Below are 16,177 nucleotides of genomic sequence, written 5' to 3'. Positions count from 1 at the left end.
ATTCCACACCGCCGCGCTCAGCCGCGCAGGCGCCCGCGTGGCCCGCCGCAACGCGATCGCCGACACCGCCAGCGCGAGACCGGCGCGTTTTCCAGCACCTTCGAGGGTCAGTAGCCGGGCCCGCCCTCCCGGCTAGCCGCTGAAACCCGCCACGAACCCTTCGGCGGCCAGTCCCTCCGCCGTCGCCGTCAGCCGTCGCGCGGCCTGGCACTCGCGGGGCGATTCCCCGTCGCGGAGACGGGCCACCACCTCCGCCAGTTCCGCCGCGAACGCCGCGACCTGGTCGTCGGTCACCGCGCGGAAGGCCAGTTCGTTCGTTCCCAGCCGGATGCCGCTCGTCTCGCCCGCCTGCCGGGGGTCGTCCGGGACCAGGTTCTTGTTCACCAGCACCCCGCACGCGCGCAGCGCGTCCTCGACCTGCGCCCCGGTCGCCGCCGCGCCGCGCAGGTCGGCCAGGATCAGGTGGGTGTCGGTGCCGCCGCCGACCAGTGCGACTCCGCTGGCCGCCAGCGCGTCGGCGAGCACGCCGGCGTACCGCGTCGCGCGGTGCATCGCTTCGGCGAACACCGGGCCCGCCGCGAACCGCAGCGCGACCGCTTTCGCCGCGATCGCACCGAAATCCGGGGTCCCCTGCAGGCCGGGGAACACCGCCCGGTCGAGCATCGCGCGGGTCACCGGCGATCGGCGGCCGCACAGCAGCAGCCCGCCGCGCGGACCGCACAGCTGTTTGTACGTCGAGGTCGACACCACGTCGCAATACGGCATCGGCGACGCGTGCGCTCCGGCCGCCACCAGCCCGCTGATGTGGCTGATGTCGGCCATCAGCAGCGCCCCGGCCTCGTCGGCGGCCCGGCGGAACACCGCGAAGTCGATCTTCCGCGGACAGGCCGAGCCGCCGCAGATGAGCAGGCGCGGCCGGACCTCGCGCACCAGGGACAGCAACTCGTCCTCGTCCGGCTCGCCGGCTGCGGTCAGGTGGTAGTGCGCGGATTCGACCCACCGCGAAAGATTGGCTCGTCCGGAAACGTGCGACAGGTGGCCGCCGTGCGACAACTCCAGCGACAGCACGGGTTCGCCGGGCTTCAGCAGCCCGCTGAGCACCGCCAGGTTCGCCGCCGAACCGGACAGCGGCTGCACATTCGCGCCCTGAGCGCCGAACAAGTCCTCCGCGCGGCGCACGGCCAGCCGTTCCACCTCGTCGACCTGCTCGGCTCCCGGGTGGTAACGCCGCCCGGGGTAGCCTTCCGCGGTCACCGACCCGAAGCCCAGCGCCTGTGCCGCCACGACTTCCGACAGGGTCGGTCCCGCGGCGGCCACCAGGTTCAGCCGCGTGCGGCGGGCGGTGTGCTGGCGCCGCGCGAGTTCCACCAGCGTCGGATCCGCCGCGGCGAGCGCGGCGAATCCCTCCTGCCACGCCGCGGCCGGCCCCGCCTCCAGCGGTGCGGCGGTCACGGCATGCTCGGCCAGCGCACGGCGGCCGGGGTCGTGGCGGACACCAGGTCCAGCACCGCGGCGACGACGCCGGGCCGCTGGTCGACGAGATAGAAATGCCCGCCGGGGAAGGTCCGGCGCCGCAGCGGACGCGCGGCGACGGCCTGCCAGCCCGGCAGCGAATCCGGATCGACCTCGGGGTCCCGGTCGCCGTTGCAGGCCAGCACCGGGCAGTCCAGCGGCCGCTCGACGCCGGGCAGGTAGCGCTCGCTCAGCCGGTAGTCGGCGCGCAGCACGGGCAGCATCAGCTCGCGCATTTCCGCGCTGCGCAGCACTTCCGCGCTGGTCCCGCCGCTGCGGCAGACGTCGTCCCACAGCTCGTCGTCGCTCGTCCGGTGCAGCATCCGGCCCGGATCGTGCGGGGCCGCCCGCCCGGACACCGCGAGCGCGGCCGGCGCCTCCCCCGCCCGCCGCAGCCGCAACGCGGTCTCGTAGGCCGCCGCCGCGCCGAGGCTGTGTCCGAAAAGGACTGTGGGCACCCGTTGCCAGGACAGCAGTTCCGCCGCCACCGCGTCGGCGATCTCGCTCAGTTCGCTCGCGTAGGGCTCCCGGATCCGGTCTTCCCGGCCCGGATACTGCACCGCGCACAGCTCCACGCCGGGCGGCAGGCCGGCGCACCAGGACCGGAAGAACCGGGCCCCGCCGCCGGCGTGCGGAAAACACACCACCCGCGCGACGCGGTCGCGGACCGGCTCGTAGCGCCGGAGCCAGTGCTGCGTGCTCATCCGGTCCTCTCTTCCCGTTCCTCGTCGGTCGCTGCATCCGCCACGTCCATGGCCGACAGCACCACCGGCGTGGGCCGGCGCACCATCTCGGGCGGGCCCAGCAAACCGGTGAGCCGCTGTACGAGCGCGCTGAGCGCCAGGTGGTACTGCCCCGCCGCGACCCAGTCGCCGGAGCGGAACTCGGCCAACGCGCGGACCACCGCGGCGGGCCACAACTCGCGCAGCACCGTGCCCCAGTCCGGGGCCTCCGCCGGACCGAGCGCGCACGCGGCCGGGAACCCCAGGTGCGGTTCGGCCAGCTCGTCGAATCCGGTCGCCGCGCCCGCGGACGCCGGCAAATGCGGCCGGGGACACCAGAGAACCGGACCGGCGCTGCCCACCAGCGTCAGCGTTCCGCCTTCGGCGCCCACGGTGACGCGATGCCACAGGTGCGCGTGGTTGTCCGGCTCGCGCGGATCGAGCTGGTGCTGCACCCGCAAGGACAGCGGAATTCCGGCGAAGGCGCCCTCGACGGTCGTGAACGGATGGTCCGCGCCGGTCAGTTCGCGCAGCGCGGCGGAAGCGCGCACCGGTGCGTCGAACCCCCACGGGCGGATCCCGCCCAGCGCCCGGCCCAGGATGTCGAAAACCGTGTACAGGACTTGGACACTGGTGGTCACGGTCACGAAGAGCGGTCGCTGGGTGCGCCGCAACGCCTGTGCGGCGGCGATGAACCGGCGGATCGGCGCCACCTCCGTGTGATGGCTGTTGACCTGATACCGGACTCCGCACCGGCGCGCGGTCCGCAAATGCCCGGCCAGTTCGTCTCCGTGCACCGGATGTTCCTGCAGCACGTCGATGCCGCGCTCCATCAGCTCGTCCGCGAGCCGCGCGCCGGGGCCGCCGGTGACCGCCGACCCCACCACCACGCACGCCTGGCGGACGTCGTCCGGCACCTCCGAGACCTGCTGCCACAACGGCACTCCGTACCGCTTCGCACACGCCCGCGACCGCTCGCTGCCGCGCGCCAGCACCCCGGCGAGCTCGACCGGGGAGCCGGGCGCGGCGAGCCCGGCGAGGTACACGCGACCGAAGCCGGTCCCGCACACCACAGCCTTCGGCCGGACACTCACAACACGCCCTCCTCGGCCGCTTCGTCCGCCTCTGCCGCGTCGGTCATCAGCTCGAACACGTTCAACGCGTCCGTCTCGCGCAGGTCGGCCACGAGGGTTTCCGCGTCCAGCGCTTCCGCCGCGAACGCCCGGCCCGGCGCGACGGCGCCGGACAGGACCTGCAGCGCGGCAAGCCCGCACACGGTGCCGGTGAGCACGGAGGTGTCCCGCGACCCCGCCACCAGCGTGCTCGGAGCCGAACCGTCGGCCGGATGCGCGGTGAACACCATCCGCTGGTACGGCTCGCGGCCGAACATGTCCAGCTCCGCGGCCTCCGCTAGCTCGGCCGCGGCGGCGGCCAGGTCGCCTTCGCCGGACATCGCGCCCTGCAACCGGGCCAGCGCGGCCATCATCGCGGCCCCGCCGTCGAACACCGAGTACCAGCGCACGTCCGGAATCGCGAGCTGCCGGGCCAGCCGCTCGGGTTCGTAGCCCAGGTACGGGAACGCGCTGACCACGCCGGGGAAAAACGGGAGCCGCACGTCCGTCCGGGGAGCCGCGGACCGCGTGACCCGGCGGCCGTCCTGCCACACCGCCTGCGATTCGCCGTCCCGTCCGCCGAGGCTCAGCAGGTAGTCCACCGCACCGGCCGGCGTCAGCCGGTCCAGCACCCCGGCGTAGGCCTCCAGCCGCGCGACCGGGCCGGTCCGCGCCGCGAGCCAGCGCGGCAGCAAGCCGCTCAGTCCCGGCATCATGCCCGCCGTCACCAGTGCACGGCGTTCCGTTCCGGCGAGGCTTTCGTACAGCGGCAGATCGCCGCCCGCGTCGACGTAATCCGCGCCGGCGGCGAACGCGGCGCGGGCCACCCGGTCGACCACCTGGTACGACGGCCCGCCGGCGTGGACGACGACCTCGCAGTCCCGGCAGAACGCCGCGAGCGCCGCGTCCTCCCACAGATCCACCTCGGCGGCTTCGCCCGCCGCCAGCACGTCCGCCGCTGCCTCGGCGCGTTTTCCGTCTCGTCCGCCGATCCGCACGATCCCGTCGAACCGGTCCGCGAGCAGCCGGACCGCCGCGCTGCCGACCGCGCCGTATCCGCCGAGAACGCCGATCCGCCGGGTCATCCCTTGACCGCCAGTTCTCCGAGGCACACCCGCTGCCAATAATCCCTGACCCGGTTCGCCGCCGACGGCCACGCAGCGGTGTCGAAATCGAGCACCAGCGTCACGTCGCCGGTGTACAGCTCCGGTTCCGCGCTCGCCTGTTCCCGCGCCGCGCGCTGGTAGGCGTCGAACCGTTCGGCCAGCTCCGGTCCGAAGCCGGACGGGTTCCACGCCGCGCCCGCCGGAGTGCCGTTCTCTAGCGCCGCCGCGACCTCCGAGTCGTCCGGGGTCGCCGGCAGGTCGAGGCCGAGCGTGCGGGCGAAGAAGTAGCCGACCGGTTCGTCGTCGCGGTAGCCGATCGGGCAGCGCACCACCACGGTCAGGGCGGCAGGCGGACGGCCAGCCTCGGCCAGGCGGCGGCCGAGCTCGAGCGCCACCAGTCCGCCGGAATCGGTGCCGTACAAGGCGATTTCCCCGGTTTCGGGCAGCAGCGGGACGTACGCGTCGGCGAGCCGCTGCACCAGCGGCGCGGGCACCGGCGCGGTGCCCGGCCGGAGTCCGGAGACCGGCCCGGACACCAGCCCCGGGTCCCACCTCGGCTCCCCGGTCCCGTCGGCCACGACCACCCAGGTGCGCGGCCCGGAACCCGGTGCCAGTTCGACCAGTTCGGGACCGCTGTGCACGGCGGGCGCCGCGGCGTCGCTCTCGCCGGAGAGCCGCCCGGCCAGCTCCGCGACGGTGGCCCCCTCCAGCACGTCGCGCAGCAGCTCGTCGAAGAACAGCCCGGCCGCCTGCGGCAGCTGCTCCTTGACCTCGCCGACGATCTGCGCGGCGACCAGCGAGTCCCCGCCGAGTTCGAAGATGTCCTGGTCGCGGCCCACCTCGGCGCGGCCGAGCACACGGCACCACACCTGCGCCACCGCGGCCTCCAGCTCGCCCTCCGGCCGGGACTGGGCGACCGGGCCCGCCGGGGCCGCCCGGTCCGGCAGCAGCTTCGCCAGCGCGGCGCGGTCCACCTTGCCGTTCCCGGTGAGCGGCAGTTCGTCCAGCACCTCCAGCCTGCCGGGGACCATGTAGTCCGGCAGTCGTTCGGCGAGATCGTCGAGCAGGTCGAGATCGTGCGCGGGCTCGCGGCCGGACTTGAACCGCGCGGCGAACGCGTGCATGCCGATCCGGTCGAGCGCCTCGTCGCCCGCGGACAGCTGCACGACCGCGTCGGCGCCGGCCCCGGCGAGCAGTTCCCGCCATTGCGGCAGGGAAATGAACGTCTGGTCCCGACCCGCCCGCACGTCCGCGAAATCGCCGGACTTGGCGTCGAAGAGGAATTCCATCGAGGTGAGGATCTGGTAGTTGTCGCGGGTGGTCTCGATGAACACCAGCCAGCCGCCGGGACGCAGCAGCTCGCGCAGCCGGCCGAGCGCCTGTGCCGCGTCGCGCGCGTAGTGCAGCACGTTCGCGCACAGGATCACGTCGGTGCTGTTGGCCCGCAGCCCTTGCGCCCGGTAGTCCTCGTTCAGGTCGAACAGCCCGTAGCCGACCCACGGGTACTGCTCGCCGAACCGTTCGCGCGCCTGGTTGAGGAAGAACCGCGAAACGTCGGTGAACAGGTAGTCCACGTCGTACTGGGCCAGAGCGGGAATCAGGTCGATGCTCGCCCCGCCGACGCCCGCGCCGACCTCCAGCAGGCTCAGCGGCCCGTCGCGGTCCGCGGCCAGCCCGGTGACCGCGGATTCGACCAGCCGGTTGAGCGAGTTGCTCAGGAAGTTGCCCTGGTAGGCCGATTCCTGGATGTCCACCCGGCCTTCCGGGAACAGCAGCTGCACCGGATCCGCGTCCTCGCGCAGCAGCTCCGGCAGATGGGCGCAGGCGGTGTGGAAGTACTCGACCAGCTCCGGCCGCTGCCCGCCGCCGGGCTGCAGTTCGTCCACCTCGCGCCACGCCTGTTCGAGGTCGGCCGCGGACACCGGCGGCACCCCGGTGAGCACGCCGTCGTCCCGGACCAGCATTCCGTTCTGCTCCAGCGCGTTGATCCACCGCCGGACGAGCCGTTCGTGTTTGGGCGTGACGCCCGCCGTCCGGAACACCTCCTCGACCGTGTGCCGGGAATCGGCGGTGGTGAACAATCCCTGCTCCCGCAAGGCGCGCACCATGGCCAGCAACGCCGTGCGGTCCAGCTGCCGGGCGAACGACACCGCCCGCGACGGGTCCATTTCGGACCGGACGGCGGCCAGTTCCGCCGCGGCGGCCGAGGCGAGCACCGCCGGGAGCCGGTCCGGCTCGGGCTCGTCGCGCGGCGCGGGCTCCACGAACGCGGCGAGTCCGCGTTCGAGCGCGCCCTCGCCCTCGACGAGCACCGCCGCCGCGCCCACCGAGGGGTGCTCGGCCAGCGCGCTTTCGATCTCGGCCAGTTCGATGCGGTGCCCGCGGATCTTCACCTGCTGGTCCTCGCGACCGAGGAATTCGATGTCCCCGCTCGGCAGCCAACGGCCGAGGTCGCCGGTGCGGTAGCGCCGCCCGCCCGCCGGATCGGCCCCGAACCGCTGCCGGGTCTGCTCCTCGTCGCCGAGATAGCCGGTCGCCACGCCTGCCCCGCCGATGAAGAGCTCCCCGACTGTCCACTCCGGACACGGACGCCCGAGCTCGTCCAGCACGTGGAAGGTCTGGTTGGTCAGCGGCCGCCCGTACGGGACGGACGCCGCGTCCTCGGGCACCTCGCCGACCGGATGCCAGATCGACCAGATCGCCGCCTCGGTCGCCCCGCCGAGGCTGATCACCTCCGCACCGGGCAGCAGTTCGCGGATCCGGCCGGGAAGCCGCACCGGGATCCAGTCGCCGGAGAGCAGCGTCAGCCGCAGCGGCGGGGCGGCGGCGGTGTCCACCCGCAGGTACTCCGCGAGCATCTGCATTTGCGCGGGCACCGAATTCCACAGGGTCACCCGGTGCGCGCGCATCAGCTCGGCCCAGTGCGACGGATCGCCCCGGCGGCTGTGCTCGGGCAGCACCAGCGCCCCGCCGACGGAAAGCGGGCCGAACACGTCGTACACCGACAGGTCGAACGCGAGGCTCGCCACCCCGAGCACCCGGTCGTCGCCGGTGACGGAGAACCGGCGGTTGATGTCGGCCACGGTGTTGCCCGCCGCGCGGTGAGTCACCACCACGCCCTTCGGGTAGCCGGTCGAGCCGGAGGTGTAGATGACGTAGGCGCGTTCGTCCGGGTCGCCGGTCACCGGCGGCGGTTCCGCGGCGGAACCGTCCGCTTCGAGCACCACCGGTCCGGCCAGCGCCGCCGCGCCGGGGCCGACGACCGCGAAGCGCGCCCCGGACCGCTCGACCAGCTGCTGCTGCCGGGCAGCCGGCTGCCGGACGTCGATGGGCAGGTAGGCCGCCCCGGCCAGCAGCGCGCCGAGCACCGAGACGATCTGCCCGGCCCCGGTCTCCGCCGCCACCGCGACCAGATCCCCGGCGCCGCAACCCTTTTCGGACAATCTCCGCGCGACGGCGGCCGCCCGGCCGACCAGCTCGCGATACGTCAGCGTCTCCGCCGGGGTGATCACCGCCGGCCGGTCCGGGGTCCGCCGCGCCTGCTCGACGACCTCGCCGTGCAGCAGCCCGCTGGGCAGCGGCCCGGCGGTGGCGTTGGCCTCGGCCCTTCGCCGTTCCTGCGCCGCGGGCAGCGCGACCGGCGACTCCGCGGACCAGTGCCGCTCGCCGTCCGCCAGTCCGCGCAGCAGATCCGCGAAGGCGCCGAACATGTCCGCGGCGACCCCGTCCGGGAACACGCCTTCGCGCACGTCCCAGTTCACCGTCAGCGCGCCCGCGTGCTCGAGCACCTGGCAGTCGATCCAGACCTGCGGCGTCTGGCTGATGCCGTAGCCGGGAGCGGCCGGGCCGCTCGAAGCCGAGCCGAGGCCGAGCGCGCTGGTGAACACCACCGGCATCAGCGCCGCGTCCTGGCCGCGGCGGCGCGCCATCTCGCGCAGCACCTCGACTCCGCTGAAGAGCCGGTGGTCGAGGTCCGCCCACAGCCGGTCCTGCAGCACCGCGGCCCGCTCGGCGAACCGGGGTTTCGCCCCCGCGTCGACCTCCAGCGGCAGGATGCCGGTGAAATCGCCGACCAGCCGGTCCACCTGCTCGTGCAGCGGCAAGCGGCTCAGCACGGTCAGGTCGAGGGTGAATCGGCGGCGCCTGCTCCACCGGCCGATCACTTCCGCGTACGCGGCCAGCACCGCCGCGGACGCGGTCACCCCGTGCGTGCCGGCGATCCGCGACAGCTCCGCGAACCGCCCGGCGTCCAGTGTCGCCGTGTGCCGGGCGAACCGGACCGGCGCGCCGTCGCGGACCTCCGGGCGGATCGGGAGTTCCGGCGCGGGCGGCAGACTGTCCACCCGGGACAGCCAGTACTCGCGGTCGGCGCGGTAGCGGCGGGTGCCGCTCAGCCGCCGCTCGGCGAGCAGATAGTCGCGATAGCCGATTTCCAGCTCCGGCAGCACCAGGTCCGGATCGGCGCGGAGCCGGGAAAACTCGTCCAGCAGCACCTGGATGCTGACGAAATCGGCGATCAGGAAGTCGATCGACAGGTGCAGCGTCGCCCGGCCCGCGCCGCGGGTGACCCGCACGTCGAACAGCGGCCACTCGCCCGGCGAATACACCCGGTGGTCCAGTTCCGCGCGGGTCCGCTCCCTGGCCCGGTCGAACTCCGCCTCGTCGCGCGCCTGCGCGACCGGCACCGCCAGCGGCGGCACCTCGGCGAGCACCCGCTGGGACCCGTCGGCGTCGACCACCGCGCGCAGCATCCCGTGCCGGGCCACCAATGCCCGCCAGATCTCGCCGACCCGGTCCCCGTCGAGATCGGGGAAATCCAGTTCGCCGTACGCGTGGCAGCCCACCCGGCCGTAGGCGATCACGTCCCGGCGGCCGAGCAGATAGGCGGCCTGGACGCCGGTGAGCGGGAACGGCTTCCCGGCCGCCGCCGGATCCGGCTCCGCGCGTTCGTGGGCCGCCTCCCGCAGGTAGTCCAGCAACTGCGGTTTCGCCGCGCGCAGCGCCGCTTTGCGGTCTTCGGTCAGCACTCCGCGCGGCGCGCGGAACCGCAGCCCGCCGCTCTCGTCCTGCCACAGCTCGACGCCGAGCCCTTCCAGCTCCGCCACCAGCCGCGGCACGTCGACCGGGGCGGTTGCGGTGTCCAGCGCGTCCGTCACAGCACTCCCTCTTCCACGGTGGCGACCGGGCGTTCGGTCAGTTCGCCGATGATCCGGGCCTGCTCGGCGACGCTCGGCGAGCCGAGCAGCTGGCGCAGGGTGATCTCGACGGAGAATCGGGTCCGCGTCAGCTCGAGCAGCCGGGTGGCGAGCAGGCTGTCCCCGCCGAGCGCGAAGAAACTCGCGTGCCTGCCGACCGATTCGACGCCGAGCAGGCTCGACCACAGGCGGGCGACGCTGGTTTCCACCGGGCCGGACGGCGGTTCCGCGGGGGCGGGCTCCGCCTCCGCCAGCCCGGCCCGGACCGCGGCGCGGTCGACCTTCCCGTTGGCGGTCAGCGGCAGCCGCTCCAGCACCTCGAACCATTGCGGGACCATGTAGCCCGGCAGCCGTCCGGCCAGGAACTCCGTCAGCTCCCCGGCGTCCGGCGGGGTCTCGCCGGGCCGGAGTGAGACCGCCGCGGCCAGGCGGACGCCCGCCGCGCGCACGTCCACCGCCACCGCGGCCCGCACCGCCGGGTGCGTACTTAGCACGGCTTCGATCTCGCCGAGTTCGATCCGGTGCCCGCGCACCTTGACCTGGTGGTCGGTGCGGCCGAGGAATTCGAGCGTGCCGTCCGGCCAGTACCGGCCGGAATCGCCGGTCCGGTACCAGCGCTCGCCGTCGCCGCGCACGAACCGCTCGGCGGTCTGCTCCGGATCGCCCCGGTAGCCCTCCGCGACCCCGGCCCCGCCGATCCACAGCTCGCCGGGCACCCAGTCCGGCCGGTCCTCGCCGTCCGGCCCGACTACGCGGAACCGCTGATTGCGCAACGGGAAGCCGTACGGCACGGACACCCAGTCCGGATCGGGCGCGGACACCTCGAAGGCGTTGGACCAGATGGCCGCTTCGGTGGCGCCGCCCAGCGCGACCAGGCGGCAGCGGCCGCCGGTGCTCGCGGCGAGGCGGCCGGGCAGGTCGAGGCCCACCCAGTCGCCGGAGACCAGCGCGGCCCGCAGCGATCGCGGCAGCGGCGTGCCGCCCGCTTCGGCGAGGAGCATGTCCAGCAGGGCCGGCACCGAGTTCCACAGCGTGACGCGGCGCCGCCGGGCCAGGTCGAGCCAGGACCCGGGATCGCGCCGCTCGTCCTCGGCCGGGAGCACCAGTGCTCCGCCCGCGCCGAGGAGGCCGAAAATGTCGTACACGGAAAGGTCGAAGTCCAGCGCCGAGACGGCCAGCACCCGGTCCTCGGCGCCGACCGCGAACCGGTCGTTGATGTCGGCCACCGTGTTCAGCGCGGCTTGGTGCGCCACGACGACGCCCTTCGGCACGCCGGTGGAACCGGAGGTGAAGATGACGTACGCGGGGTCTTCCGGCCGCCGCCGCACCGGTTCGGTCAGCGGCGGCGCGGCCTCGATCTCCTCGGGGAGGACGACCGGGCAGCCCGGCGGCGCCTCGGCGCCGGCTTCGGCCAGCACCGCTTTCGCCTCGGCGGTGCGGTAAATGCGGTCCCGGCGGATCTCCGGCTGCGAAACGCCGACCGGCACGTAAACTCCGCCCGCGCAGAGCACACCGAGCACCGCGGCGATCTGGTCTGGTCCCTTCGGGAGGGTCACCGCGACCGCGTCTCCGGCCCGGACGCCGCGCGCGGCCAGCGCCCCGGCGACCCGCAGCGCGCGGTCGCGCAGCGCGCCGTAACTCAGGCTCCGGTCGACGCCCCAGCACACCGCCGTCCGCTCCGGCCGGTCGGCCGCCCGCGCGAGAAAGCCGTCGTGCAGCAGGCCTTCCGGCAGCGGACCCCGGGTGGCGTTGACCTCCGCCCGGCGCTGCCGCTGCGCTTCGGGAAGCTGCGGGCGCACCGCAACCGACCAGTCCGCGCCGTCGTCCGCGAGCTGGTGCAGCAGCTCCCGGTACGCCGCGAACATCGCGTCGACCAGCCCGGGCGGGAACGCGGTCTCCAGCACGTCCCAGTTGAGCAGCAGTCCGCCCCGGTACTCGCTGACCTGGTGGTCGAGCCAGACCTGCGGGGTCTGCGACTGGCCCCAGCAGTACTCGCCGAAGGGCATCCGCAGGTCGAACGGGCTGGCCGAGAGCTGCCCCATGCCCATCGTGCTGGTGAACACCACCGGCATCGCCGCCGACGGGCCGCCGGAGCGGCGCGCCAGCTCGCGCAGCACGTCGATGCCGGAGAACGCGGTGTGCTGCATGTCGGTCCACACCCGTTCCTGCAGCCGCCGCGCCGCGTCGCGGAAACTCTCCCCCACCGCCGGTTCGTCGGCGACCAGCAGCAGCGAAGTGAAGTCGCCGACCACCCGGGAGATGTCCGGATGCAGCGGAGGCCGGTCGAACAGGGTCAGGTTCAGCGTGGCCGCCCGCTCCTCGCTCCAGTGCCGCAGCACCGTCGCGAACGCGGCGAGGACCGCCGTCGACGGCGTCACGCCGTGTCGGGCGGCCGTCCGCGACATCCGCTGCCACTGCCGCTCGGACAACCGGAACTCGCGGCGGGTGAAGGCTTCCGGCCCGGCCGGAGCCGCCGAGGCGACCGCGGGCAGCCTCGGCGCGGCCGGAAGCGTCTCCAGCCGCTCGAGCCACCACTCCCGGTCTTCCTCGCGCTTGCGCGGGTCCGGTGCCCCGCCGAGCACGCAGTCGCGGAAGGACACTCCGATCGGCGGGAGCTGCGCGTCCGGGTCGGCGTACAGCTGCGCCAGCTCCGCGAACACGGTCATGATGCTGAGCGCGTCGAGCACCAGGAAGTCCAGGCCCACCCCGAGCCGGGCGCGTCCGTCGCCGTACTCGACCACGGCGAGGTCGAACATCGGCCACACCGCCGGGTCGAACACCCTGCGGCTCAACCGTTCCCGCATCGCGGCGAGCTCGGATTCGCCGTGCGAGACCGGAATCCGGGTTTCCGGGACGTCGGGCAGCACGCGCTGATCGCCGTTGTCGTCGAACACCGCGCGCAGCATGTCGTGCCGCCGCACCACCGTGTTCCACGCGCGTTCCAGCGCGGCCGTGTCAATCCCGGTGCCGTCAAATTCCCAGTACCACAACGAACCGACGCTGCCCAGCGCGAATTCGGCGCGCCTGCCGACCCAGTAGGCCCACTGCACGCCGGTCGCCGGGAACGGGTCGTACCGGTGCTCCGGATCCGCGGTCAGCACCGCCGCCGCAGGCGTTTCCTCGGGCGACAGCCGCTGTGCGAACTCGCGCAGCGTCGGCGCGGCGAACAGGTCCGCCAGCCCGGCTCCGCCCAGTTCCGCCTCGCGCAACGCGACCAGCAGCCGGGTGGCCAGCAGGCTGTTGCCGCCGAGAGCGAAGAAATCGTCGTCGCGTTCGATCCGCTCGGCGTTCAGCAGTCGCGCCCAGATCTCGGCGACCGCGAGTTCGGCCGGGCCGGACGGTGGCCCGCCACGGTCCCGCGGTGCCTCCTCTCCGAGCAGTTCCCGCACCGCGCGCCGGTCGATCTTGCCGTTCGCGTTCAGCGGCAGCGCCGGCACGGCGACGATCCGCCGCGGCACCAGGTAGTCCGGCAGCACGCGTGCCAAGGCTGCGGACAGTTCGTCTGGCTGCACCTCGGCTTCGGCGACCGGGACCACCGCCGCGCCCAGCACCGGCCGGTCGCCGCGGTCGTCCACCACCGCGACCGCCCTGGCGACTTCGGGGAGCGCCGCCAGCGCGTGCTCGATCTCGCCGAGCTCGATCCGGTGGCCGAGGATCTTGACCTGGAAATCGGTGCGGCCCAGGAATTCCAGCTCGCCGCCGGGCCGCAGGCGCACCAGGTCGCCGGTGCGGTACCAGCGCTGCCCGGCGTGCGAGACGAACCGCCGCGCGGTCAGCTCGGGATCGCCGTGATAGCCCAGCCCGACGCCGGTGCCGCCGAGCCACAGCTCGCCCGGCACCCAGTCCGGGCAGTCCCGGCCCAGCCGGTCCACCACGCGGATCGCCTGGTTGCGCAGCGGCCCGCCGTAAGGCACCGACGGCCAGCCCGGCAGCGGCGGCCCCGCCTCGTGCCAGGTGGAGTGGATGCCGACCTCGGTCGCGCCGCCGAGCGCGACGAGCCGCGCGCCGGGGGCGAGCGCGCGCAGCCGCGCCCACAGGTCGGGCCCGACCCAGTCGCCGCCGACCAGCGCGATCCGCAGCGGCAGCGGCTGTCCCGCCGCCTCCGCGACGACCAGCAGCATGTCCAGCAGCGCGGGCACCGACGTCCACACCGTGACGCGGTGCCCGACGACGAGATCGAGCCAGGCGTGCGCGTCCCGGCGGATGCCGTCGTCGAGCACCACCAGGCTGGCGCCGGCGTCAAGGAAAGCGAAGACGTCGTACACCGCCCAGTCGTGGTCGAGCGCCGAGACCGCGAGCCCGCGGTCAGCCGCGCCGATCCCGGCCCGGTCGCCGATGTCCTCGACGGTATTGCGGGCCGCCCGGTGCGACATGCGCACGCCTTTGGGCCGACCGGTCGAGCCGGAGGTGTAGATCAGGTACGCGCAGGACTCCGGGTCGACCGGAACGCGGTCCGCGCGTTCGGGTGCCCCGGCGGTCACCGGGACCACCGGCACGGGCGAGCCCGGTTCGGCCGCTTCGCCCAGCACGACCGCCGCACCCGAGTCGAGGTACAGCTCGTGGCGCCGCGACGGCGGGAGATCCCGGCCGACCGGAACGAACACGGCGCCCGCGTGCACCGCTCCAAGCACCGCCGCGATCTGCTGCGGCCCCTTCGGCAGGGTGATCGCCACGACGTCGCCCGGGCGCACACCGTGCTCGGCCAGCAACCCGGACACCGTGCGAGCCCGGGCCGCCAGCTCGCCGCGATCCCAGCCTTCCCGGTCGCCCCAGCACAACGCCGGCGCGGACGGATCCTCTTGCGCCGCCCGGAAAAACCCCGCGCCCAGCACGGTTTCGCGCTCGGCTCCCCCGGTGTCGCCGAGTTCCGCTCGCCGGGCGAGCTGCGCGGCGGGCAGCAACGAGTCCACCGGCTCGGCCCACTGCCTGTTCGCCAGCAGCTCGCGGAGCAAACGGACGTAGCCGTCGAACATCGCGTCCAGCACGCCTTCGGCGAACAGGCCCTCCACCGCGTCCCAGTTCAGCAGCAGGCCGCCGGACTGCTCGGTGACCTGGAAGTCGAGCCACACCTGCGGGGCCTGGGAAATGTTCCATCCCGCTTCCCCGAAGCACTCGCGGATCCGATCGCCGAACAGCTCGCCGAGCCCGATCGCGCTGGTGAAGACGACCGGCGCGACCGCCTGGCGCGCCAGGCCCCTGGCACGGGTCAGCTCGCGCAGCACGTCCAGCCCGGTGAACCCGGAATGCGCCGCGTCCTCCCGGATCCGGTCCTGCAGCTGCCGGGCCAGCCCCGGCACCGTGCGCGCACTGCCCGCGTGCACGCCGACCAGCAGCAGGTTGGTGAAATCGCCGACCAGCCCGTCGACATCCGGGTGCACCGGCTCGCGGTCGAACAACGGGACGTTCAGCAGGAAATCCGGCTCCTCGCTCCACGCGGCCAGCACGTGGCAGAACGCCGCGGCGAAAACCATCGGCAGGGTCACCCCGTGCTCGGCCGCGTGCCCCGCCAGCACCTCGCGCTCCTGGGCGCTCAGCGTGGCGAAGCGCCGGGCCACCCGGTGCCGGTCGAGCCGTTCCGGGGCGACCGCGAGCGGCAGCGCGGGCGCGCCCGGCAACTGCGGCAGCCGCTCCTCCCAGTACTCCCGGTCGCGCTCGCGAGCCTGTTCCCGTTCTTCTCTGCGCTGGGCCAGGTAGCGCGGGAAGCTGAACTCCAGCGGCGGCAGGTCGGCCTCGCCCGCGTAGCAGGCGGCGAGGTCCCGCAGCATGATCCGGAAGCTCAGCGCGTCGGCCGCGATCATGTCGAGGTCGAGGTGCATGCGCGTGTGCCCGCCGGGAAGCAGCGAGAGCGCGAGGTCGAACACCTCGCCATCGGCGACGGCGAATGTGCGGTGCGAAAGCCGTTCCCGGATTTCCCCCAGCTGTCGCTGCACCTCGGCTTCGGGAAGCTCGCGCAAGTCGTGCACGGCGAGTCCGCGCCAGCCGGATTCGGGAAGGATCTGCTGCGTCCCGTCGCCGAGCACGCGCATCCGGAGCATCCCGTGCCGCCGGGCGAGCGCCCGCACCGCGCGCTCCAGCCGGGCCGGTTCCACCCCGCTGCCGTCGAACTCCGCGTAGAAGTGCGTGGTCACCCCGGCGAGCGCGAACGTCTCGTCCCGGCCGACCCAGTACGCGTACTGCATCGGAGCCAGTTCGAACGGCTCGCTCTCGTCGATCTCGGGCAGCGGCGGCCCGGCCCGCTCGACCGGGTCGCCGGTCGCCAGCAGAGCGCACCATTCGCGCAGGGTCGGCCGTTCCATCAGGTCGGCGAACCGGACCTGCTTTCCGCGCGCCCGCCAGCGCGCGGCGAGCCGCATCACCGAAAGGGAATCCAGGCCGCACGCGATCAGGTCGCCGCCGGTCGCGGCGAGCCGGTCCGCGTCCGGCAGCATCGCGGCGACGTCCGCGCGGATGTTCTCTTCGGTGAGCACCGCCGCGGCGGAGTCCGCCACGTCGCTGATGCCGTCCATCACGCTCCCGGGATTCGCGGGGAC

Annotated in this window: 6 protein-coding genes; all 6 read right to left on the bottom strand. The window is 73.9% G+C overall.

Translation table 11 applies throughout. The annotated features are described in order from the left end of the window. Positions 1–132: 132 nt before the first annotated feature. From ABD156_RS19000 to ABD156_RS18975, 6 genes are read right to left on the bottom strand one after another with little or no spacing between them, the layout of a single operon-like run. Positions 133–1,452, bottom strand: coding sequence for a serine hydroxymethyltransferase (locus ABD156_RS19000; protein WP_344274862.1), 1,320 nt, complete (start codon positions 1,450–1,452; stop codon positions 133–135). Further along, a complete protein-coding gene (locus ABD156_RS18995; RefSeq protein ID WP_344274859.1) occupies positions 1,449–2,216 on the bottom strand; it encodes a thioesterase II family protein in 768 nt (255 codons plus the stop codon). The genes ABD156_RS19000 and ABD156_RS18995 overlap by 4 nt, the downstream gene beginning before the upstream one ends. Then, positions 2,213–3,328: a Gfo/Idh/MocA family oxidoreductase gene (locus ABD156_RS18990; protein WP_344274856.1), complete on the bottom strand. Its 1,116-nt coding sequence runs from the start codon at positions 3,326–3,328 to the stop codon at positions 2,213–2,215. The genes ABD156_RS18995 and ABD156_RS18990 overlap by 4 nt, the downstream gene beginning before the upstream one ends. Continuing rightward, the gene (locus tag ABD156_RS18985; RefSeq protein ID WP_344274854.1) at positions 3,325–4,431 is read right to left on the bottom strand and encodes a saccharopine dehydrogenase NADP-binding domain-containing protein; all 1,107 of its coding nucleotides are present in this window, start codon (positions 4,429–4,431) and stop codon (positions 3,325–3,327) included. Before ABD156_RS18985 ends, ABD156_RS18990 begins: the two co-directional genes overlap by 4 nt. Then, complete coding sequence (locus ABD156_RS18980; RefSeq protein WP_344274851.1) at positions 4,428–9,608, bottom strand: amino acid adenylation domain-containing protein; 5,181 nt, start codon at positions 9,606–9,608, stop codon at positions 4,428–4,430. The genes ABD156_RS18985 and ABD156_RS18980 overlap by 4 nt, the downstream gene beginning before the upstream one ends. Beyond that, positions 9,605–16,153: an amino acid adenylation domain-containing protein gene (locus ABD156_RS18975; RefSeq protein WP_344274848.1), complete on the bottom strand. Its 6,549-nt coding sequence runs from the start codon at positions 16,151–16,153 to the stop codon at positions 9,605–9,607. The genes ABD156_RS18980 and ABD156_RS18975 overlap by 4 nt, the downstream gene beginning before the upstream one ends. Positions 16,154–16,177 lie beyond the last annotated feature (24 nt).

Origin of the sequence: Amycolatopsis albidoflavus (genome assembly GCF_039525725.1) — a bacterium.
GTDB lineage: Bacteria > Actinomycetota > Actinomycetes > Mycobacteriales > Pseudonocardiaceae > Amycolatopsis > Amycolatopsis albidoflava.
Note: the sequence above shows the minus strand (reverse complement) of the source record. Positions and strands in the feature narration are given on the sequence as shown.

What these genes read in the sequence shown, in the direction of transcription:
- ABD156_RS18995 (WP_344274859.1), bottom strand. Translation starts at nt 2,216, where the DNA reads ATGAGCACGCAGCACTGGCTCCGGCGCTACGAGCCGGTCCGCGACCGC.
- ABD156_RS18985 (WP_344274854.1), bottom strand. Translation starts at nt 4,431, where the DNA reads ATGACCCGGCGGATCGGCGTTCTCGGCGGATACGGCGCGGTCGGCAGC.
- ABD156_RS18975 (WP_344274848.1), bottom strand. Translation starts at nt 16,153, where the DNA reads ATGGACGGCATCAGCGACGTGGCGGACTCCGCCGCGGCGGTGCTCACC.